The organism is Streptomyces rugosispiralis (assembly GCF_024505145.1).
Lineage (GTDB): Bacteria > Actinomycetota > Actinomycetes > Streptomycetales > Streptomycetaceae > Streptomyces > Streptomyces rugosispiralis.
Window position 1 is genome coordinate 162,282 of sequence record NZ_JANIAA010000016.1, and the last position, 21,610, is coordinate 183,891.

The window sequence follows — 21,610 nt, forward strand, 5'->3', positions numbered from 1 at the left end:
GACTCCGCCGAGGGGGCGGTCAGTACGCGGTCGGCCAGCCGCCGGACCAGCTCAGCAGGTTGACGCCCAGCTTCGGGGTGCCGTTGTCCTGGCCGTCGTAGTAGTGGTAGACGAGCAGATCGCCGTCGACGTCGCTCATCACCGACTGCCCGCCGGGGCCGATGTAGCGGCCGTGGGATTCGAGGACCGGGGTGCCGCCGTTGTTCATCATGTTCACCCCGTTCTTGTCGTAGTACGGACCGGTGGGGCTGGTGGCGCGGCCGACCTTGATCTTGTACGTGGAGCCGGTGCCCGCGCAGCAGGTGTCGTACGACGCGAACAGGTAGTAGTAGCCGTTGCGCTTGACGACCGACGGGCCCTCGATCGCCTTGGTGCCGGTGGGCCGGGAGGCGATGGCGTAGACGGTTCTGTCGCCCGCGTACTGCTTGCCGGTGGCGGGGTCCAGGCGGATCATCTTCAGCCCCGACCACCATGAGCCGAAGGACAGCCACCACTTTCCGTCGCTGTCGACGAAGAGGTTGGGGTCGATGGCGTTGTAGTCGCCGCCGCCGGTGGTGGAGTGCACGATGCCGCGGTCGGTCCAGGTCCCGGCCCTGCCACTGGAGGAGGTGGCGAGGCCGATGGCGGAGTTGCTGGAGCCGAAGGACGAGACGGCGTAGTACATCAGATAGCCGCCACCCTGGTACGAGATGTCCGGCGCCCAGGGGTCGTTCTCGGCGGAGTACGTCCGCCACCAGGAGGGCGGGGTGGGGAAGGCGCTGCCCGAGCGGCTGAAGGCGATCCGGTCGGTGGAGGTGCGGGCCTCCAGACCGCCGTGGGTGGAGTAGAGCAGATAGGTGCCGTCGGTGGCGCGGATCATCGACGGGTCGTGGACGACGGTGTCGCCCGTCACCCGGCCGGGGTTGGGGTACGCGGAGACGCTGGTGGGGAGCAGGGCGAGCAGGAGTGCGGTGGGCAGCGTGAGCCATCTGGTGCCGCGGTGCGCTCGCATGGCGGTTCTCCTCTCGTGGGCCTGGTGTGGGTGCGCGTTCTGCGGGCTGAACTGACGGAGCGTCAATCCTAGCCGTGGGGCGCGCACCTGGGCCCCGGGCCGAGGCCCGGGGCCCTTCCGGGCGAGGAGGTGTTACCGCCTATCGGTGTTCCTTCTCCCAGTTCGCCCTGGAGACCGGGGCGGGCCGGGGGAGTGGCCGGCCGTCCAGGTAGAGGTCGACCTTCTCGTTGTAGAAGGCGATCAGCCCCGCGATGGGGGACACCTGGCGGGTCGGGAAGTCGTAGGCCCACGCGAGGTCCGGGTGGGTGGCGGTGTCGGTCCGGACGGACCAGTAGCCGCTCGTCATGCCCTTGTACGGGCAGCTGGTGACGGTCTCGGTGGGCTCCATGCGCGTCCAGTCCAGATACACCCGGTCCAGGTAGTAGCGCGTCGGGAGCCCCGTCTCCACCACCATCACCGAGCTGGGGGCGTCGGCGAGCACGGCGCCGTCCAGCTCGACGCGCACCGCGCGGCCCGACCGGAGCGCGTCGACGCGGGTGTACGGGCTCCTGGGGTGGACGAACACCTGCTCGTCCTCCTCGAACCAGGCGTCGACGGCCTCCCACCGGAAGGTGACATGGCCCACGATGCCGGAGGGCGCGTCCTCGCCCCACTCCCAGGCCGCACCCGGGCGGCCGACCGAGCCCACCCGGAGGGTCTGGCGGCGCGCTCCGCCGACCTTCAGCGCCAGGTCCCGCCCCTCGTCGACGAGCGCGCCCTCGACGATGTCGTCGCGGGGCACGCAGTACTGCGGATAGCCGGGCCAGAGCCACACATAGCGCGCCCGCACGGTGTCGAAGACGGGACGTCCGGCCACGAAGCCACGGATGCGGCGCGGCACGGGTTCCACATGTCCGACCGGAACGATCATCGCGGGGTAGTCCGGGGTGTGTTCCGTCATGCCTCTTCCAGGGCCTCTCCGAACTCGCGCAGCGCCTTCCCGTGCTGGCTGTGGGCCAGCCCGTGCCCGACCGCTATGGCGGCCGCCACCGGCCATTCGATGATCCCGGCGGCGGCGATGACGCCGAGCCCGGCGAGGAAGCAGAGCTGCTCCCGCGACGGCAGCTCCACCCGCCGCCCATCGAACTGGACGGTCACCGAATGGTGCGCGGACACGACCTCGGCCGCGGCGCGGGGGCCGCGCGGCCGCTTCCTGGCCGGAGCCGGCGCCCGGGAGGATGCGCTGGTGGGAGGGGTTGTCTTGGTCGTTCTGGCCATGGCATCGATCCGTTCATCAACCTTGACGGACAACCGCGCGATGACATTTTCTACTCTAATCCCACCTCCGCGGCTCATGCCCGGTGGCAGCTACTTGCCATGATTTCGGCCGGTCCGGCGCGAAGCGCGCGGTTGCGTCCGTGGCTCCCCTGTGCGGTCAGAGCGCCTCGCTCCGGTTGTGGCCAGGGGCTCGCCGAAGCGTCGGTGGCGGCCTTAGCTTCGAGCCGAATCGTGGCCGCCGGCCACGGCTGACGCAATGGAGGAAGCAACCATGAGAGCGGGCTTACGGAGGGCGCGGGCAGGAGCGGTTGTCGCCACGGCGGCTCTGCTGGGGCTGGCGGGCACGGTGGACGCCCAGGCCCTCGGCACGGACCGGGCGCGTACCACGGCGGTCGGGGCCCCCAGCGCCGCCGCGGCCGTCGACTACCAGACGTGGAAGAGCGATGTCGACAAGGTGATCGACCAGGCCCTTCCCTACATCCAGCAGCGCATCCAGAACGGCGGGGGACAGAAGCAGGCGATCGTCCTCGACATCGACAACACCTCGCTGGAGACCTACTTCCAGTGGTTCCCGCCGACCCCCGCCGTCGAGCGGGTCCTGGAGCTCACCCGCTACGCGAGCGAGCGCGGAGTGGGCATCTTCTTCATCACCGCGCGCCCGGACCTCCTCGACCAGGTGACCCGGGGCAACCTGGTGCACGTCGGCTACCCCATCACCGGCCTGTACCAGCGGTCACTGGGCGACATCCTCGGTGATCCGGCCGAGTACAAGACGGCGAAGCGGGCGGAGATCGAGTCCCTCGGCTACACCATCATCGCCAACATCGGGAACAATGAAAGTGATCTTGTTGGCGGGCACGCCGAGCGCACGTTCAAACTGCCTGACTACGACGGCCAGTTGTCCTGAATCGGAATAATGAGTTCCGGCGGCTGCCCGGAGGGAGCCGCCGGAACTCGTCGGCCCATGGCCCTGCCACCGGCCCCCCGGGTGGCGTTCCGGATGCGGCTTCCCCGTCGCCTGATGAGGGGCGTGAATCCGCACCTTGCAATGAGGTTTCCCCCATTGTCTTTAGTGATTCGACCATTCTCCCTGCTGGAGCGGGTAGGTATAGTCCAGCGCTATGGACGGTCAAGGTGCGTTCGCTACGTCTTTGTCCCCTGGCGGCGAGGTGCTCATGGGGAAGGCGAGCACGTTCCGAACGCGGACGGTGTGGGCGAACAGGGAGCCCGCTTTTCTCCTTGAGCTGTCCTGATCCCATGGCGCACTCGTGGATCGCTACCCTTCCTTCGACGATCAATGCCGGGTCATGGACGTAATCCCAGGCTTCAGGGGGAACTGTGCCAAGCTCTTGCAACGACGTGTTCATCATCGCCGACAATTCCATCGGTCCGGATTCCGGACCAGACGCTGATATCACACCGTTAAGATCGAGCAGCGGAGTCTTCAGTGGAGAGATAGAACGCATGCTTCTGGAGGCCGGTCGGCTCGTCAAGTCGGCCGCCGACCGCCATCGCAGCGAGGAACGGCTCCTGACCGCGATGGAGCCGGAGGAAGGCGTGGACGCCGCCGAGCACGTCATCGAGTCGGCGCAGCAGAGCCTCTCCGTGGTTTTCGCCGGCGGCAACGACCAGCGGGCCGCCAGGCTGGTCACGCGGCTGGGCAGGGCCGTCGCCCGGGGGGTCGACGTCCGTCTGCTGGGGCGGGTGGGGCTGATGGACGAGCGATACCTCCTGAAGTGCCTGGACAAGCACGCGTCAGGAGTCGACGTGAGACTCGTCGGGGCACCCCTGCACGAAATGGTGCTCGCCGATGGCTCGGTGAGTGTGGTGTGGTCCGGTTCGGACAAACTCTCGCGCGAGGCGATGCTGGTGCGGGCGCCGGCCGTGCTGCGCAATCTGCGCACCCTGTTCATGATCTCCTGGAACGGCAGCGCGGCGCTCGAGGACCATCGCCGGCTCAGCGGCCGGACGCGCAGCGTCATGGCCCGGCGGATACTCATGGCGCTGAGTTCGGGGCGTACGGACGAGGCCGCCGCACGGGAAATCGGTATGTCGGTCCGCACCTATCGAAGGAACGTGGCCGAAATAACGCGTGAACTCGGCGCGCATTCACGCTTTCAGGCCGGCGCCCGTGCGGTGGAGCTGGGTCTGCTGCCCTATGTGGACGCCGCCGATGATGAGGACTCGCAGCCCGCGTAATCACCGGACCGTGGTCAGAACCTGTCAGGAGAAGTCAACTCTCCTGAACGCCCCGGCATCGTCTGGCAACTTGTTGTATGGGCCTTGCAGGGGCGCGAGCGGCGAATGTAGGAACTTCCCAGCCTCTCACTGCATTGCCCGACCCGCTCCCTGCGAGGAATGATATCCGGTGAATAGCGCGATGATTGATGTGATGGACATAAGCCGGTCCTTCGGCAGCACACGGGCGCTGGACGGTGTCAGCTTCCGCATCGGGGAAGGCGAGGTTCTGTGCCTGCTGGGTCACAATGGCGCGGGCAAGAGCACTCTGGTGAGCATCCTCGCCACCGCGCTGCCGCCCAGCCGGGGCACCGCGCGGGTGGCCGGATACGACGTGGTGCGCGAGGCCCGTGAGGTACGCCGGCGCATCGGCCTGACGGGACAGTTCGCCGCGGTGGACGAGAACCTCTCCGGCAGGGACAACCTCATCCTGGTGGCCCGCCTGCTCGGCGCGAGCCGCGCCCAGGCCCGGACGAGGGCGGATGAGCTCTTGGAGACCTTCGCGCTGACCGGCGCGGCCGACCGCGCGGCCGCGACGTACTCGGGAGGCATGCGCCGCCGGCTCGACCTCGCCAGCAGCTTCGTCGGCCGCCCCCAGGTGCTGTTCCTCGACGAGCCCACCACCGGCCTCGACCCGGTCAGCCGCGGCGCGCTGTGGGACTCGGTCCGGTCGGCGGTGACGGGCGGCGCCACCGTGCTGCTGACCACTCAGTACCTCGAAGAGGCCGAACAACTCGCGGACCGGGTCATCGTGCTGGGCCGTGGCCGGACCATCGCCGACGGCTCGGTGGCACAGCTCAAGGCACAACTCGGCGTCAGCTCGGTCCGCGCCACCCTCGCCGAACCGGCGGCCGTACCGGCCGCATGGGCGGCGCTGCGCCACGCGGGTCTCGAGCCGCAACCCGGTGAGCCCGCGGGCACGGTCTGCGTCCCCGTGCGCGAGTCCGCCGCCCTCGCCGCCGTCGTACGTGCCCTGGATGACGCGGGAGTGGTGATCACCGGGATCTCGCTGTCCGAGCCGACCCTCGACGACGTCTACGTGGCCCTTGCCGAGGGGCTGACCGACCTGCCGGTCCTCTCCTGATTCCGACCCCGTGCCCCGGCCGACAGGCCATGCCCCCACCGAACCCCGCGGGGCGTCCACCGGATCCCGGATCCATGGTCCGCCCCCGGACCCCGAGGAGTCTCCATGCCGCTGTCCACATTGACCTACCGCTCCATCACCGAGGCCCAGATGCTGCCACGCCTCATCCGGCTCGGCCCCAATCTGTACGGCGCGGTCTTCACCCTGATGAAACTGGTGCCCGCCCAGTACATCCTGCGTCGCGCGTTACAGCGCGGTGAGCTGACCGAGGACACCGTGATCGTCGAAACCACCTCGGGCACCTTCGGACTCGCCCTCGCGATGCAGGCGGCGCTGATGGAGCGTGACCTGGTCCTGGTGAGCGACCCCGCGATCGACGACAACCTCTACCGAAGACTGACCGACCTCGGCGCCAAGGTGGAGATGTGCCTGGAGCCCGCGCCGGTCGGCGGATATCAGGGAGCCCGGCTGGCCAAGGTCGCGGAGATCCGCGCCTCGCTGCCCTCCACCTTCTGCCCCGAGCAGTACAACAACCCGGACAACGCCCGCTCGTACCACGTGGTGGCCGAACAGCTCGTGCGCACCTTCGGCACCGTCGACTGCCTGGTCGGCACCGTCGGCACCGCCGGATCGATGTGTGGCACCGGGGGCGGCCTGCGCGAATACAGCCCGCAGACCCAGGTCATCGGCGTCGACAGCCACCGCAGCGTGCTGTTCGGCCAGCCCGACGGACCCCGCTCGCTGCGCGGCCTCGGCAACAGCCTGTGGCCCGCCAACCTCGACCACACCCTCTTCGACGAGATCCACTGGTGCAACGCGGCCGAGGCATACGCCCAGACCCGGGCCCTGCACGCCGAATCCGCCCTCTTCCAGGGCCCGACCAGCGGCGCCGCACACCTGGTCGCCCAGTGGTGGGCGGCGAAGAACCCGGACGGGCTCTGTGTGGTGATGCTGCCCGACGAGGGGTACCGCTACCAGGCCACCGTCTACGACGACGCGTGGCTCGCCGCGAACGGCCAACTGCTCCCCGAGCGTCCCACCGAGCCGGTGACCGTCGCGTCCCCCGCCGAGGCCGGTGACCGCTGGACCCGGCTCGTCTGGGGCCGCCGCTCCTACGAGGAGGTGCCCGGCGTCGTGCCCAGGGTGACCCACCCCCTCGCCGAGCGGGCCCTGTCGTGAGCTCCACCGGACGGCTCACCCGCATCCTCGGCCCGCGCACCCGCCGCGTCGTCTACGGGGAACCGGATCCCGGTGCCATACGCGGGGAACTGGAGCCCATCAGCACCATCGACATGGCGCATGTGGTCATGCTCACCGAGTGCGGGCTGCTGCCCGCCGACACGGCCACCGCGCTCCTGGAGCGCATCACACGGCTGCGCGCGGAAGGCTTCGGCAGTCTGCACGGGCTGCCGGCACCGCGCGGCCTGTACTTGATGTACGAAGGCCATCTCGTGGCCGAACTCGGCGCCGACGTGGGCGGAAAGCTGCACACCGGACGCTCCCGCAACGACATCAAGGCGACCGTCACCGCGATGCGGCTGCGCGCCGAACTGACCGATGTGCTCGGCGAGGTGCTGAGGCTTCAGGCGGTCCTGCTCTCCCGGGCCCGCGCCCACCGCGACGTGGTGATGCCCATCTACACCCACTTCCAGCCGGCCATGCCGGTCAGTTACGGCTACTACCTGTGCGGGATCGCCACCGCGCTGGACCGCGACATCACCGCGCTGCGCCAGACGCTGGACGAGCTGGACCGCTGTCCCCTGGGCGCCGGGGCGGTGTCCGGGACGGACCTGCCCATCGAACCGGCCCGCACCGCCTCCCTGCTGGGGTTCGCCGGGCCACCGCTGCACGCGATCGACGCGGTGGCCGCACGGGACACGCTGCTGCGCGCCCTCGCCGTCGCCTCCTCGGCCGGGGTGACGCTGAGCCGGCTCGCCACCGACCTCCAGCTGTGGAGCACTCAGGAGTTCGGGCTGATCGAGTTCCCCGAACGGCTCGTCGGCGGCAGCTCGGCCATGCCCCAGAAGCGCAACGCGTTCCTGCTGGAACACGTCAAGGCCAAGGCGGGCGCGGCCATCGGCGCCTGGACGGCCTCCGCCTCCGCCATGAAGTCGGCGCCGTTCACGAACTCCATCGAGGTCGGCACCGAGGCGGTGGCTCCGGCCTGGCCCGCGCTGGCCGCCATACGCGACTCCGTCCTCCTCGCCCAGGTGCTCGTCAGCGGTGCCCGTCCGATGGTGGAGCGGATGGAGCGGCGTACGGCGGAAAGCTTCGTGACCGCCACCGTGATCGCCAACAGACTGGTCGCACAGGGGGTTCCGTTCCGCACGGCCCACCACATCGTGGGCGCCGCCGTCCGCGAGGCCATCGAGAGCGGGGCCACGGAACTCACCAAGATCGACCTACCCGATGGGACCCCCGGTGGCACGGTCGCCGAACTGCCCTCCCTGCGTGAGGTCGTCGAGGCACACGAACGGGGCGGCGGCCCCGGCGAGTGCGACGCGGCCGTGGGCGTCCTGCGGGAGCGGCTCACCGCCCATGGACGACGGCTCGCCGACCACCGCGACCGGACGCGGGACGCCCGGCGGCGGCTCGAGGACGCGGTCGGCGCGCTCCTGGCGGGCCACGGATCCGCGGCCGGAAGGGAAGGAGAACGATGACCGGGCACGCGAGGACGAGCGGGCGGTGGCTCGCGTTCGTGGAGAGCAACACCACGGGAACGGGGCGGGAGTTCTGCGCGGCGGCGCGGGCGCGGGGACTGCGGCCCGTGCTGCTGACCCGGGACCCGGGCCGCTATGTGTACGTCGAGCAGGACGGCATCGAGACCAGGCTGCTGGACACCGGTGACCTGGCCGCGGTGGTGGACTGCTGCGCCGGGCTCGTACTGGACGGGGGGCTCGCCGGAGTCGCCTCCAGCTCCGAGTACTTCGTGTCCACCGCCGCCCGCGCGGCCGCCAAGCTCGGCCTGCCCGCGGCGGACGGGGACGCCATCGCCCGGTGCCGGGACAAGGAGACGCAGGTTGCCGCACTGGCGGCCGCCGGCGTCCCGGTACCCGCCTCCACGGCCGTCGGCGAGGTGGCCGACGCGGTGCGCGCCGCCGACGCGATCGGCCATCCGGTCGTGCTGAAACCGGTCCTCGGATCGGGCTCGGTCGGCGTCCGGCTGTGCCGGGACCGCGACGAGACCCGGCGGTGGGCGGATGAACTGCTGAGCCGGTCCATCGACGAACGCGGCAACCCGGTGCCGACCCGGATCCTGGTCCAGGAGGCCGTCGAAGGGCCGGAGTTCTCCGTCGAGACCTTCGACAACGCTGTCGTCACCGTCGTCGCCAAGCACATCGGGCCCCGGCCGTACTTCGTGGAGACCGGACACGAGGTGCCCGCACCTGTGCCCGACGCCACCGCCGCCGCGCTCGGCGACACCGCCCTGCGGGCGCTCGCCGCGCTCGGCCTCGGCTGGGGAGCCGCCCACACCGAACTGCGGATGTCCGCCCACGGCCCCGTCGTCATCGAGGTCAACCCGCGGCTGGCGGGCGGCATGATCCCCGTCGCGGTACGGGCCGCCCTCGGCATCGATCTCGTCGACGCCGTGATCGCCCGCGCGGCGGGCGAGAGCCGGACACCCGCGCGGCCCGGCCGGCTCCACGCCGCGGTCCGCTTCCTGCGCAACGAGCGCGAGGGGCTGGTCACCGGCATCGGCGGAGTCGAGGCGGCCCAGGAGGCCCCCGGCGTGGTGGCCGTCGCGATCGGCACCGCCCCCGGACGGACCGTGCGGGTGACGAACACGTTCCAGGACCGCCTGGGCTGCGTGGTCGCCACCGGGACGGACGGGGAGCAGGCCGGACACCGCGCGGCGGCCGCCGCGCGCCTGATCAGGATCGAGCTGGAGGAGCCGGCGCTGCCGGATGAAGGAGTGGCAGGCTGATGAGAGACGGCGCGAAGCCCCTGGCGTTCACCCGCGTTCCCCGGTGGACCCCGCCGTCCGCGACGGACGCGGGCACGGGGGTCCACGGCATACGGCTGGACGCGGAGCTCACGGAGGCGTTGGAACGCGCCGCCGGGGAATGCGAAACCCCCCTGGCGGCCCTGCTGCTCGCCGGACACGCCCGGGTCCTGGCGACCGTCGCCGCCGAGCGCGACCTGCTCCTCGGCTGTGTGCCGCAGGACGGGCCGGGCCCCGCGCGGTCACTGGGCCTGTCCGTCGCCGACTCCACCTGGGCCGAGCTGGCGGCACTCGCGGGCGGGGCGCTGAACGACCTGGGACCCACGGCCGGCGCACGGCCCGAGGCGGTGCTGGACCTGTCCGGGCTGGCGGGGCGCGAGGACGCTCCGGCCCAGGCCCACGGCGACGGCCCACCCGCCGCCCTGGACGACGGCGTGGTGCTCCGGGTGGCCTGGTCGCGCGACGAGCACGGCATCTCGCTGCGGGTGCTGCACGACCGTGCCGCGATCGACGGCGGCTACGCGCGGCGCCTCGCCGGATACCACCTCGCCGCGCTGCGGCTTCTCGTGGCCGACCCGCACGGGAGGCACGAGTCCGGGAGCCTGCTGTCCCCCCAGGAGACCGAGAAACAGCTGTACGGGCTCGCGGGCCCCACCGTCGAACTGCCCGACCGCACCTTCGTCGACCTGTTCCGGGAGCGGGCCCGCGGCTGCCCCGACGCCATCGCGGTCGAGCACGGCACGGTCCGGTGGACCTACCGGGAGCTGGAGCGGCGGGTCAACCGGATCGCGCACGCGCTGGTCGAGGCCGGGGTGGGAACCGAGGACGTGGTCGCCGTCGTGATGGACCGCACCCCGGAGTGGATCGCGGCCGCCCTCGGCGTCTTCACGGCGGGCGGTGTCTACCTGCCGGTGAGGCCGGACTTCCCGGTCGAACGCGTGGTCGCCCAGCTGGAGCGCAGTGGCTGCGCCGTCGCGCTGACCGATCCGGGCAGTGAGGCGCTGGTGCGTGCCTCCTCCGCCCGGCTGGCCGCCCCGCTCACGGCGCTGCCCGTGACGCGCGTCCTGGCGCGCGGCGGCCACGCGGAGCCGCCGCGTGTGAAGGTGACGCCCGGACAGGCCGCCTACATCTACTTCACCTCGGGCTCCACCGGAAGCCCCAAGGGGGCCCTGTGCGAGCACGCCGGCTTCCTCAACCACCTCTACGCGAAGATCGAGGACACCGGGATGACGGCCGGTGGCGAGGACGTGGCCACCCAGATCGCGTCGCAGTGCTTCGACATCTCCCTGTGGCAGTTCGCCGCGCCGCTGCTGATCGGCGGCAGCGTGCGGATCGTGGACACCCGTACCCAGCTCGACGTCGCCGCCTTCGTCGAGGAGATCGTCGAGGGCCGGGTCACCGTGATGCAGGTCGTCCCGTCGTATCTGGAAGTGCTCCTCACCCACCTGGAGCAGCACCCACGCCCGCTCGGCGCCCTGCGCTCGGTGTCGGTGACGGGTGAGGCGCTCACCTACGAACTGGTGCAGCGCTGGTTCGCCGCCTACCCCGATGTCCAGCTGGTCAACGCCTACGGCGCCACCGAGACGTCGGACGACCCGATGCACGAGGTGCTGCACGGCGTCCCGGAGCGCGACTTCGTGTCCGTCGGCCGCGCGCTGCGCAACGTCAACACCTATGTGCTCGACGAGAACCTGGCGCTGGTGCCGCTGGGCACGCCCGGCGAGATCGCGTTCTCCGGGGTGTGCGTGGGCCGTGGCTACATCAACGACGAGGAGCGCACCCGGGAGGCGTTCGTCCCGGACCCGTTCCGGCCGGGCAGCCGGATGTACCGGACCGGTGACTTCGGCCGGTGGCTGCCCGAGGACCGCCTCGAATTCCTGGGGCGCCGCGACGCGCAGGTCAAGATCCGCGGCTTCCGCATCGAGATCGGCGAGATCGAGAACAAGCTGCTGGCCATGGAGGGGGTCCGCGAGGCGGCAGTGGTCACCGAGGGCGACACCAGTGAACAGCGCGTCCTCGTCGCCTTCTTCAGCGGTTCGGAGCAGGTGACCCCGGAGCGCGTCCGCGACTTCCTCGGCACCGTCCTGCCCGACTACATGGTGCCCACTCATGTCCACCGGGTGGACCGGCTGCCGCTCACCGAGAACGGGAAGATCGACAAAAAGGCGCTGGCGCGGCCCGCCGCGGAGACCGCCGGACGCCCCGCCCACATCCCGCCCGCCACCCCCGCCGAACGGCGCCTCGCCGAGCTGTGGGCCGACGTCCTCGGCGTTCCGCTGGAGCGCATCGGCCGGTCCGACGACTTCTTCGAGCTCGGCGGCACCTCGCTGGCCGCGGTGCGGCTCCTGGTCCGGCTCGACCGGGCCCTGTCGCTGAAGGACCTGGCCGCCCATCCGGTGCTCGCCGACTGCGCGGCGGTGCTCGAGCCGCGCAGCGCCGGAGCCTTCGCCCGCCCGGTGGTGACCCGGCTGCTCCAGCCGCTGGCCGCCGTGCGGGATCCGCACCACACCCTCGTGTGCTTCCCCTTCGCGGGGGGCAACGCAGTCAACTTCCGGCCCCTGGCCACCGAGCTCCAGGGCGACGGCATCGCGGTGCTCGGCGTGGAACCGCCCGGCCATGACTTCGCCGGTGACGGTGAGCCGATGGAGGACGTCTCCGTCCTGGCCCGGTGGGTACGGGACGAGATCGTCGCGCACGTCACCACGCCGCTGTCGGTCTGGGGACACTCCACCGGTGTGGCCGCCGCCTTGGAGACGGCGCGACTGCTGGCGGAGGCGGGTCGGCCCGTCGAGCGCGTCTACATCGGCGCCCTGCTGATGGGGGACACCGACACGCTCGCCGCCGAGATGGCCCAGGCGGCCACGGCGGACGAAGAGAGCCTGCTGTCCCGGCTGCGGGCCGGAGAGGTGTACACGGAGCTGGAGGAGCTGGGCGCGGAACGTGCCGATGTGGTGGCCGGTGCCTACCAGCACGACGTGCTGACCGCCGGTCGGCACCTGCGCGCGGTCCGCGAGGACCCGGAGACGTACCGGCTCGACGTTCCGCTGGAGGTGGTGGTCGCACAGGACGACACCGCCACGTCCTCCTTCACCGAGGAGTACGGCGGGTGGAAGGCGATCTCCGACCGGATCACCCTTCACGAACTGGAGCGGGGCGGCCACTACTTCGTCCGCACCCGGCCGGCGGAGACCGCCGCGCTGGTGCGGTCCGGCTGTCTGCCGGCCGCGCCGCGGGACCGATGACGAAGGGGCGTACCCGGGTCCGCCCGGGTACGCCCCCTCATCCGTGGCCCGCCGGTCCCGGCACCCGACCGGCGGACGGTGCGCCTAGGGGCGGAACGGTTCGCCGAGGCCGACGACGATCTCGCGGTCGCCCCGGTAGGGCTCGCGGCTGTGCGCCATGCGGACGTTGTCGATGACCATGAGGTCGCCGCGCCGCCAGGGCTCGCGCACCGTGTGCTTCTCGTAGGCCGCGTTGATGAGGTCGACGGTGGCGCTGTCCAGGGGCGAGCCGTCGCCGTAGAAGGTGTTGAACGGCAGCCCGTCGGGGCCGAACTCCGCGGTGAGGAACTCGCGCACCTCGGGAGCCATCGTCCACTCGTTCAGGAACGCGATCTGGTTGAACCAGTACCGTTCGCCGGACTCGGGATCCGCTATGACGGCCGGGCGGGTCTGCCGGGTGCGCAGCCCGCCATCGGCGTCCCAGCGCGCCTCGATGCCGTGGTCGGCGCAGTAACGCTCCACCTCGTCGGGGTTCTTGGCGCCGAACGCGTCCTCCCAGCCGATCCCGACGAACGGGTTGTAGTGGCGGGTCAGCACCCAGCCGTGGCGTTCGAAGCGCTCGACGAGCTCCTCCGGCAGGTCACGCAGCACCGCACGGGCGTCGGCGACGGCCGTGACACCGCCGGTGGACGGCGGGGTGACACAGGCGAAGACCATCAGCCGGGGTGCCTCGGCCGCGTAGCTGAGCTCATGGTGCATGCACATGGGCTGGTCGGCCGGCCAGTGCGAGGAGGAGTACAGGCCCGGTCCGAACTCGTCGCGGGGAGCGAACGCCTCGCGCTCGGCCATGCCTTCGCCGATGATCGCGCGGACCACGGAGGCGGCGTGTTCGTAGCCGTCCAGGTCCAGCCCGCGGACCAGCAGGGCACCGTGCCGGGCGACCAGGGCCCGGATCTCCTCGCGGTGTTCGGTGACCCAGGTCGCGGCGTCGGTGCCGGGCCCGGGGGCGGCGTCCAGCCGCCGCAGGGCATCTCGCTGCTCGGGCATGGGGGCTCTCCGTTTCGTCTGATGAGGGGGAGGGTGCGGGAAGTTCGTCTGATGAGGGGGGAGGGCGCGGGAAGGGGATGGGCTCAGACCAGCGGTCGCCGGAACGCCCACACCGCCGCGCTCGATCCGAGCAGCGCGACGAGGGCGCTCGCGCCCAGAGCGGACCACACCTGGGCGCCCAGCGGCTGGTCGAGGCAGAGTGCGCGCGAGGCGTCCATCGCGTACGACAGCGGATTGAGGATCGCCAGGACCTCCAGCCAGCCCGGCATACGGTCCACGGGGACGAAAGCGCTGGAGGCGAACATCAGCGGGAACGTCACCAGATAGGCGGCGCTCTGCATCGCCTCCGCGCTGCGCAGCCAGGCAGCCAGTGCCAGGAAGATCCAGGTCATCGCCCACACCACGACACAGGTCAGCAGCAGCGCGGCCACCAGCCCCACGCCGCCGCCGGCCGGGTCGGCGCCCATGAACACCACGGCCACCACGAGCAGGATCGCCAGCTGCGCGGTGGTGCGCAGCAGATCGGCGAAGCTGCGGGCGAACAGCAGCAGCGGCGCGTGGATGGGCAGGGTGCGCAGCCGTGCCACCGCACCGTTGTCCATGTCCCGGACCAGGCCGATACCGGAGGCGATCGCGGGACCTATGCCCGTGGTCACCAGCAGCGCGGGCAGCAGATAGTCCAGGTAGGAGACGCCGTCGGGCAGGTGGTCGAGGTCGACGATGCTGCCGAAGACCTCGCTCAGCAGAAGCAGCATGAAGACCGGTTGCAGCATGGCGAGGACCAGGGTCCGGCGGTGCCGGAGATGGGCCTTGAGCGACCGCTGGGTGAGGATCAGCAGTTGTGCCCAGGGGCTGCTGCCGTACCAGGCGGGGGCGAAGGCGCCGGCGTCCGGTAACGACGGACCAGGGGTCATGAAATTCCTCCGGGAGTCGTGCGCCCGCCGGTGCGCGGCACAGTGCGCCAAATTCCTGGAGCGGTAATCGAAAAGGCAGGATCAAAGAATCCGCCGCCATGACCGGCTACGCGATGACCGAGCGCGGATGTATCGGATAGCTGGGTACGTCCATGTGGAACGAAACCACTTCGACTCTATCGCGTGGAAATGGGCCCGCCCGGACGTCTCCTGGCCAGTACTGGCCGGAGCGCACCGGAATCGCGGTGCGATATGGGCGATATGAGGGATTTTGCGTCGAGGGGGTGGGGTGCACTGTGCAATTTGTTGTCAGTGCCTTTCCCTCATTGCGGTCCCTCGGTAGAAATGCACGACAGTGCCGGATCGGCGTATGGAAACTCAGTTCGCGGACACGAAGGGCAGGGCCTCGGATATGGCGGGAATCGTCACCGCCCCCAGCGTTGACGCAGTGCTCCGGGAGTATGCGGAAAACCGTCCGGAAAAGACGGCGGCCGTATTCGTGACGGACCCGTTGCGCACGGACGGAGCGCAACGACTCACCTATGCGGAACTCGACGCGCAAGCCAGGAGCGTGGCCGTACGGCTCCGCACCCACGTCCCACCGGGCGGCCGCGTCGTCCTGCTGTACCCCGCCGGGCTGGCCTTCGTCACCGCCTTCCTCGGCTGCCTGTACGCGGGCGCCGTCGCGGTCCCCTCGTCCCTGCCCGGCCGGTACCGGCATGAGCGCTACCGGGTCAGGCGCATCGCGGACGACGCGGGCGCCGTGGCGATCCTCACCGATACCGCCACCCGTGCCGACATCGAGGTGTGGGCCGCCGAGGAGGGACTCGACACACTTCCCCTCCTGGTCACCGACGACGGCGACGCCCCCGATCCCCACGCATGGACCATGACGCCCGCCGGACACGACACGCTCGCCGTGCTCCAGTACACCTCCGGCTCCACCGGGGATCCGAAGGGCGTCATGATCAGCCATGGCAATGTGCTGCACAACACCGCCAATCTGGCCGACTCCCTGGAACTGGACGACACCACCCCCATCGGCGGGTGGATTCCGCACTTCCACGACATGGGGCTGATGGGCTCGATACTCCCGCCGCTGCTGCTCGGCGCGACCACCGTCCTGATGAGCCCCACCACCTTCCTCAAACGCCCCCACCTGTGGCTGCACATGATCGACCGCTATGGCATCGAGGCGTCCGCGGCGCCGGACTTCGCGTACGACCTGTGCAGCCGACGGGTCACCGACGCCCAGAGCGAGGGCCTGGACCTGTCCCGCTGGCGGCATGCGCTGGACGGCTCCGAACCCGTACGCGCCGCCGTGCTCGAACGATTCCAGCGGCGCTTCGCCGGCCACGGCCTGCGCGCCGACGCCCTGACCCCCTGCTACGGCATGGCCGAGGCGACCCTCTTCATCTCCGGGGCCGCCCGCACCGCCCCCCGGGTGCGGCACGTCTCCGCCGAACTGCTGGAGCACCACGAGTTCCGGCCCGCGGCCCCGGACGAGCCCGCCCGCGCCGTCGTCGGCTGCGGCCCGCCGCTCGGCGCCCAGGTGCGCATCGTCGAACCGGACACCCGGCACGTCCTGCCCGAGGGGGGCGTCGGCGAGATCTGGGTACGCGGTGACATCGTCGGCCAGGGCTACTGGAACCGCGAGGCCACCAACGAGGCCGAGTTCCGCGCCACGACGGCCGACGGCGACGCCGGCTGGCTGCGCACCGGTGACCTCGGAGTCCTTTACCAGGGCGAACTCCACATCACCGGCCGCATCAAGGACGTCCTCAACCTGCGCGGCCGCAACCTCTATCCGCAGGACATCGAGGACGAGCTGCGCACCCAGTGGCCGGAACTGGGCAACCTCGTCGGAGCGTGCTTCGCCGTACCGGGCGAGGGACCCCAGGGCGACGACGTGCTCGTGGTCACCCACGAGGTGCGCGGCATCAAGGACGAGGAACGGCTGGGCGAACTCGCCGCCGAGATGCGGCTCACCGTCGCCCGCGAATTCGGCGCCCCGGTCGGCGCGGTCCTGCTGCTGCGCCCCGGCGGGGTACGCCGCACCACCAGCGGCAAGATCCAGCGGTCGGCGATGCGCGACCTGTTCCGCGCCGGCGCGTTGCGGCCCACCTACGCCGTCTACGAGCAGAGCCTGCTGCGCCCCTTACCCGAGCCCCAGGAGGCCGCCGTATGACCACCGCCTCCCCGACCACCCGGACCCAAGACCCCTCCACCACGCCCCTCGATCGGCTCACCCGCCTGCTCGGCGAGCTCTCCGGACCGGGGCAGCCCTTCTCACCCGAGGCGCTCGCCGAACTCGACCGGACGGAGGCGTTTCCCACCGAGGCATGCCGGGCGCTCGACGCGTTCGGACTGCGGCGCTTCTACGTACCGGCCGAACACGGCGGCGCACTGGAGAGCTTCGACGTCGTCATGCGGCTGCTGCGGGCCGTGTCCCGGATCGACCTGACCGTGGCCCTCTCGCACGGGAAGACCTATCTCGGGGCCGCCGCCACCTGGATCGCGGGAGAGCCGGAGGCCGCCCGCCGGCTGGGACGGCGGATAGCGGACGGGACACCCGTCTCGTGCGCCCTGACCGAGCGCCACCACGGCAGCGATCTGATGGCCGGTGAGGTGACCGCCAGGCCCGCCCCCGGCGGCGGCTGGCTGCTGTCCGGCGAGAAGTGGCTGATCAACCTCGCCACCCGGGGTGGCCTGGTCACCGTCCTGGCCCGCACCGACGAAAGCGGCGGTCCCCGCGGCTTCAGCCTCTTCCTCGTGGACAAGTCCCGTCTCGCCCCGGAACGATTCACCCACCTGCCCAAAGTGCCCACCTACGGCATCCGGGGCGCGGACATCAGCGGCATCGCCTTCCACGACGCGCCCCTGCCCGAGGAGGCGCTCATCGGGCGGGTCGGCGAGGGCATCGAGATCATCGTCAAGGCGCTGCACTTCAGCCGGACCGGCTGCGTCGCGATGTCGCTGGGCGCGGGAGACCACGCGCTCGCCCTGGCCGCCGAGTTCCTGGCTCAGGACGCCGACGGCGGACGGCTCGCGCTGGACCCGTACGTGCGGCGGGAACTGGGCGAGGCCGCCGCGGGCCTGCTGCTCGCCGACGCCACCGGCCTGGTGGCCGCGCGCTCCCCGCACGCGCTCGCCGGTGAGATGAGCGTCGTCTCCGCTGCCGCGAAGGCATATGTGCCCACCGAGGTCGACGACCTCATCGCGCGCCTGCTGCACCTCCTCGGCCCGTACGGACTGCTCCGCCCCGACGAGCCGCACACCGGATTCGCCAAGGTGGAACGCGACCACCGCATCATCGGCATTTTCGACGGCAGCAGCCTGGTCAACCGCAGCGCCCTCATCGAGCAGTTCCCCCGCATCGCCCGCGGCTACGCGAAGGGCCGGTGGGACGCGGAGGGCCTCGCCGAGGCCACGAATCCGCACGCCCCGCTGCGCCCGCTGCGGCCCGGCGAGCTCAGCCTGGTCTCCAGCGGCGGCTGCTCCGTCCTGGCCGGTCTGCCGGCGGCCGTCGGCGAACTGCGCGACCTGGCCGCACGCGGCCACGCCTCCACGGCGCTCACCACCCTGGCCGGACGGCTCCTGGACGTGTCCGACCGGCTCCACCAGGACATGGCGGCGATCCGGTTCCCGCCCCGCGCCGTCCCCGGCCACGCGTTCCGGCTCGCCGAGCGGTTCGAGTCGTGCTTCGCGGCGGCTTCGGCGCTCCACCTCTGGCTGGGCGCCGCCGCCCGCGCCCGGGGCCCCATCCCGGAGGCCGCGCTGCTCGCCTGTCTCGTCAAGGCGCTCACCGACCTGGAGGAGCCCGTCGACGGCGCCGACCGCACCGCCTTCGACGAACTCGCAGAAGCGGTCCTCTCCCGCCCGCCCACCCCCCTCCACTCGCTCCTCGACCATGTGGAGCCGACCGGCTCCCAGCAGGGGGCCGCCTCGTGAACACCACCACTGGTCCCTTCGCCCTCGCCACCACCGTGGAGCAGCGCCTCGGAGACCCCTACGACACCACGAACCCCAACGGCTTCCAGGCGATCCTCGCCGCACGGGAAGCCGGACAGCCGCCGGCCGGTGAGCCCTTCCGCGCGGCCGGCGTGAACGGCGCCGAAGGCGGCCACGCGGACCCGGAGTCGCTGATGCACGCCCTGCGCGCCGGTTACCGCAGATCGCCCACGCTGACCCGGTCCGGCGGTGGGACCCAGCGGGGGAACGGCGCCGTGACGGTCGGCGCGACCGCCGTCGGCACACTCGACTCCGGCCTGCGCATGACGCTGCGCCATCTGCGGGCCCGGCGCCTGTACGGCGCGGCGGCCATCGACATCCCCCAGTTGCGCGCGGTGCTCGCGGGAGCCTACGCCGACCTGCTGCTGTGCGACACGTTGACGACACTCGCGGTCCGGGGCACCGATGCCTTCCCCGCCCGGCCGGACGCCCACGACAGCGTGGTCCGGATCCTCGTACCGCGCGTGCTCCAGGGCGCGATGGACCGCCTCTCGATGGCCCTGGGGTCGCGCTTCTACATCAGGGAGACCGAACACGCCGCCTTCCACCTGCTGCTGAACGAGATGCAGCACGCCCTCTTCGCGGCCGAAGGGCCACCGGACGGGCAGCCGGGCCGGGCGAGCCGCCCGGCCCGGCCGCCGGAGCCCGCCGGTCATGCCGCTCCGCTCAGCGGCATGACCGGCGCGGACCTCACCACGGCACCGGCCGTCACCGCACTGTGCGACCCCGAACTGCTCGTCGCGGCGCCCGGCCGCGCACTCCTCACGCGTGCGCGACGGACAGCGCAGCCGTCGGGCCCCGCGCTGGAGCGCCTGTCCACGGAACTCGACCACCGCTATGACACCGGCCGCTCGTTCGACCTGGCCGGACGCCCCCTCCCGGACCGCCCCTAGCCGCGCCCGGACACCCGCCACCTCAGCGAAGGAGACACCCATGTCCGACCCCCACGCCGAGCCGCACACCCTCGACAGCCTGCGGGAATGGCTGACCAACTGCGTCGCCTCCCACCTGGAGCGGCCCGCCGAAACCATCGACACCAGCGCGCGGCTCTCCGACTACGGACTCGACTCGCTGTACGTCCTGTCCGTCGCCGGAGAGCTCGAGGACCACCTCGACATCTCCCTCGACCCGACGCTCCTGTGGGACAACCCGACCATCGACGCGCTCAGCGAGGCCCTCGCCAAGGAACTGGCCCAGTACGCCTGACGGGCACCCCGCATCACATCCGCCACGGGATCCCACCCCGCGCCGTCCGCCACTTCGCAGAACCGAGAGGACCGCTCCGCCATGTCCGACGCCGCCCGTACGCTCCGTCGACCGGTAAGTGCCGCCCAGTTGGGCGTGTGGGTCGCCCAGCAGCTGGACCCGGACAGTCCCCTCTACAACTGCGGCGCCTATCTGGAGATCGACGGCCCGGTCGACACCGGCGTCCTCGGCGAGGCGGTACGGCGGGCCGTGGAGGAGACCGAGGCGCTGCGGTCGTACTTCACGGAGGACACCGATCCCACCGATTCCGGCGATTCCACCGATTCCGCCGAGGACACCGAGCGCACTGATGACCCCCGGCTGTGGCAGCTCGTCGTACCCGCCGAGCCGACGTCGCTGCGCGTGCGCGACCTGCGCGACGCGGCGGACCCGGAGGCCGCGGCGCACCGGTGGATGAACGCGGAGATGCGCAAGCCCTTCGACCTCGGCCGCGGACCCCTGAGCGATCAGACCTTGCTGCTCCTGGCCGACGACCGGTCCTTCTACTTCCACCGCTACCACCATGCCGTGCTCGACGCGTTCGGACAGACCGTGTACGGCGCGCGGGTCGCGGCCCTCTACACCGCCCTGCTCACCGGCACCGAGCCGTCCGCGTCCGGCTTCGCCACCCTCGACCGGGTGATCGCCGAGGAGACCGGCTATCCGGGCTCGCGCCGCCATGCCCGGGACCGGGCCCACTGGCTCGACCTGTTCGAGGAAGTGCCCGACCCGGTGGCGCTCGCGGGCCGCTCGGCCGGCAGCACCCACAGCAGTCTGCGGCGCATCCTGACCCTGCCGACCGCCCTGGCCGATCGGCTCACCGCGCTGAGCGACCGGCTCCGGGCGCAGTGGCCGGCCGTCGCCATCGCGGCCACAGCCGTCCTCTACCACCGCATGACCGGCCGCACGGACCTCACCTTCTCGATGCCCCTGGCGGGCCGCACCAGCCGGGTGTCCCTGGCCACGCCGAGCGCGATGGTGAACGTCCTGCCCATCCGGGTGACCGCCACCCCGGAGACCACGTTCACGGAGCTGGTCGCGTCGGTGTCGCGCTCGCTGGCCGATGTCATCAGGCACCAGCGGTTCCGGGGCGAGGAACTCGTCAGGCAGCTCGGGCTCTCGGGAGGCCGTCAGGCCCGCCTCGGCCCGACAGTCAACGTGGTGGCCTACGTCGACGAGCTCCAGTTCGGCGACAGTCCTGCCACCCCCCACCCGCTGTCCACCGGACCCGTCAACGATCTGAAGATCAACTTCTATGGCACGGCGGCCTCTGGCAGAGGCATCCGCGTGGAGTTCGACGCCGACCCGGACCTCTACGACGAACGAGAGATCGCCGCCCACCAGCAACGGCTGGTGCGGGTGCTGGAGTCGGTCGTGGGGCAGCCCGATCGTCGTATCGGTGATGTGGAGTTGCTGTCCGGGGTGGAGCGGGAGCGGGTGCTGGTTGGGTGGAATGGTGAGTTGCGGGGTGTGCGGGGTGTGTCGTTGCCCGTGCTCTTCGGGGAGCAGGTGGCGCGGACGCCGGACGCGGAGGCTGTTGTCGCCGGGGACCGTGGTTTGTCGTATGGGGAGTTGGATGCGTGGTCGAACCGGGTGGCTCGGTGGTTGGTGGGGCAGGGGGTGGGGCCGGAGTCGTTTGTGGGTGTGGTGTTGCCGCGT

The 21,610-nt window shown here is 71.3% G+C and carries 17 protein-coding genes; 12 read left to right on the top strand and 5 right to left on the bottom strand.

The window, feature by feature from the left end; all coding sequences use genetic code 11:
- Positions 1–19: 19 nt before the first annotated feature.
- From NP777_RS23890 to NP777_RS23900, 3 genes are all read right to left on the bottom strand, one after another.
- Positions 20–991, bottom strand: coding sequence for an arabinan endo-1,5-alpha-L-arabinosidase (locus NP777_RS23890; RefSeq protein WP_256652229.1), 972 nt, complete (start codon positions 989–991; stop codon positions 20–22).
- A gap of 139 nt (positions 992–1,130) precedes the next feature.
- The gene (locus tag NP777_RS23895; RefSeq protein ID WP_256652230.1) at positions 1,131–1,931 is read right to left on the bottom strand and encodes a DUF427 domain-containing protein; all 801 of its coding nucleotides are present in this window, start codon (positions 1,929–1,931) and stop codon (positions 1,131–1,133) included.
- Complete coding sequence (locus NP777_RS23900; RefSeq protein WP_256652231.1) at positions 1,928–2,248, bottom strand: hypothetical protein; 321 nt, start codon at positions 2,246–2,248, stop codon at positions 1,928–1,930. Before NP777_RS23900 ends, NP777_RS23895 begins: the two co-directional genes overlap by 4 nt.
- Positions 2,249–2,519: 271 nt before the next feature.
- Here NP777_RS23900 and NP777_RS23905 point away from each other — a divergent pair, with 271 nt between their 5' ends.
- From NP777_RS23905 to NP777_RS23935, 7 genes are all read left to right on the top strand, one after another.
- On the top strand, positions 2,520–3,155 hold the full coding sequence (locus tag NP777_RS23905; protein WP_256652232.1) for an HAD family acid phosphatase: 636 nt from the start codon (positions 2,520–2,522) through the stop codon (positions 3,153–3,155).
- 452 nt (positions 3,156–3,607) lie between these two features.
- A complete protein-coding gene (locus tag NP777_RS23910; protein ID WP_256652233.1) occupies positions 3,608–4,447 on the top strand; it encodes a TrmB family transcriptional regulator sugar-binding domain-containing protein in 840 nt (279 codons plus the stop codon).
- Positions 4,448–4,640: 193 nt separating this feature from the next.
- Positions 4,641–5,570, top strand: coding sequence for an ATP-binding cassette domain-containing protein (locus NP777_RS23915; RefSeq protein ID WP_256652234.1), 930 nt, complete (start codon positions 4,641–4,643; stop codon positions 5,568–5,570).
- Between the two features lie 105 nt (positions 5,571–5,675).
- The gene (locus NP777_RS23920; RefSeq protein ID WP_256652235.1) at positions 5,676–6,749 is read left to right on the top strand and encodes a cysteine synthase family protein; all 1,074 of its coding nucleotides are present in this window, start codon (positions 5,676–5,678) and stop codon (positions 6,747–6,749) included.
- Entirely contained in the window at positions 6,746–8,230 is a 1,485-nt protein-coding gene (gene argH / locus NP777_RS23925) for an argininosuccinate lyase (RefSeq protein WP_256652236.1), read from the top strand. The genes NP777_RS23920 and argH overlap by 4 nt, the downstream gene beginning before the upstream one ends.
- On the top strand, positions 8,227–9,495 hold the full coding sequence (locus NP777_RS23930) for an ATP-grasp domain-containing protein (protein WP_256652237.1): 1,269 nt from the start codon (positions 8,227–8,229) through the stop codon (positions 9,493–9,495). The genes argH and NP777_RS23930 overlap by 4 nt, the downstream gene beginning before the upstream one ends.
- Positions 9,495–12,755: a non-ribosomal peptide synthetase family protein gene (locus tag NP777_RS23935; RefSeq protein WP_256652238.1), complete on the top strand. Its 3,261-nt coding sequence runs from the start codon at positions 9,495–9,497 to the stop codon at positions 12,753–12,755. The genes NP777_RS23930 and NP777_RS23935 overlap by 1 nt, the downstream gene beginning before the upstream one ends.
- An 84-nt stretch (positions 12,756–12,839) precedes the next feature.
- On the opposite strand, the gene NP777_RS23940 is transcribed toward NP777_RS23935, so the two are convergent.
- Positions 12,840–13,781, bottom strand: coding sequence for a TauD/TfdA family dioxygenase (locus NP777_RS23940; RefSeq protein ID WP_256652239.1), 942 nt, complete (start codon positions 13,779–13,781; stop codon positions 12,840–12,842).
- Between the two features lie 83 nt (positions 13,782–13,864).
- Positions 13,865–14,695, bottom strand: coding sequence for an ABC transporter permease (locus tag NP777_RS23945; protein WP_256652240.1), 831 nt, complete (start codon positions 14,693–14,695; stop codon positions 13,865–13,867).
- Between the two features lie 412 nt (positions 14,696–15,107).
- Between NP777_RS23945 and NP777_RS23950 the strand changes: the two genes are divergently transcribed.
- From NP777_RS23950 to NP777_RS23970, 5 genes are all read left to right on the top strand, one after another.
- The gene (locus NP777_RS23950) at positions 15,108–16,883 is read left to right on the top strand and encodes a fatty acyl-AMP ligase (protein ID WP_256652250.1); all 1,776 of its coding nucleotides are present in this window, start codon (positions 15,108–15,110) and stop codon (positions 16,881–16,883) included.
- The gene (locus NP777_RS23955) at positions 16,880–18,646 is read left to right on the top strand and encodes an acyl-CoA dehydrogenase family protein (protein ID WP_256652241.1); all 1,767 of its coding nucleotides are present in this window, start codon (positions 16,880–16,882) and stop codon (positions 18,644–18,646) included. Before NP777_RS23950 ends, NP777_RS23955 begins: the two co-directional genes overlap by 4 nt.
- The gene (locus NP777_RS23960; protein ID WP_256652242.1) at positions 18,643–19,599 is read left to right on the top strand and encodes a hypothetical protein; all 957 of its coding nucleotides are present in this window, start codon (positions 18,643–18,645) and stop codon (positions 19,597–19,599) included. Before NP777_RS23955 ends, NP777_RS23960 begins: the two co-directional genes overlap by 4 nt.
- 40 nt (positions 19,600–19,639) lie before the next feature.
- The gene (locus NP777_RS23965; protein ID WP_198282293.1) at positions 19,640–19,912 is read left to right on the top strand and encodes an acyl carrier protein; all 273 of its coding nucleotides are present in this window, start codon (positions 19,640–19,642) and stop codon (positions 19,910–19,912) included.
- A gap of 81 nt (positions 19,913–19,993) precedes the next feature.
- The coding region (locus NP777_RS23970; RefSeq protein ID WP_256652243.1) for a condensation domain-containing protein at positions 19,994–21,610 on the top strand (1,617 nt) is incomplete at its 3' end.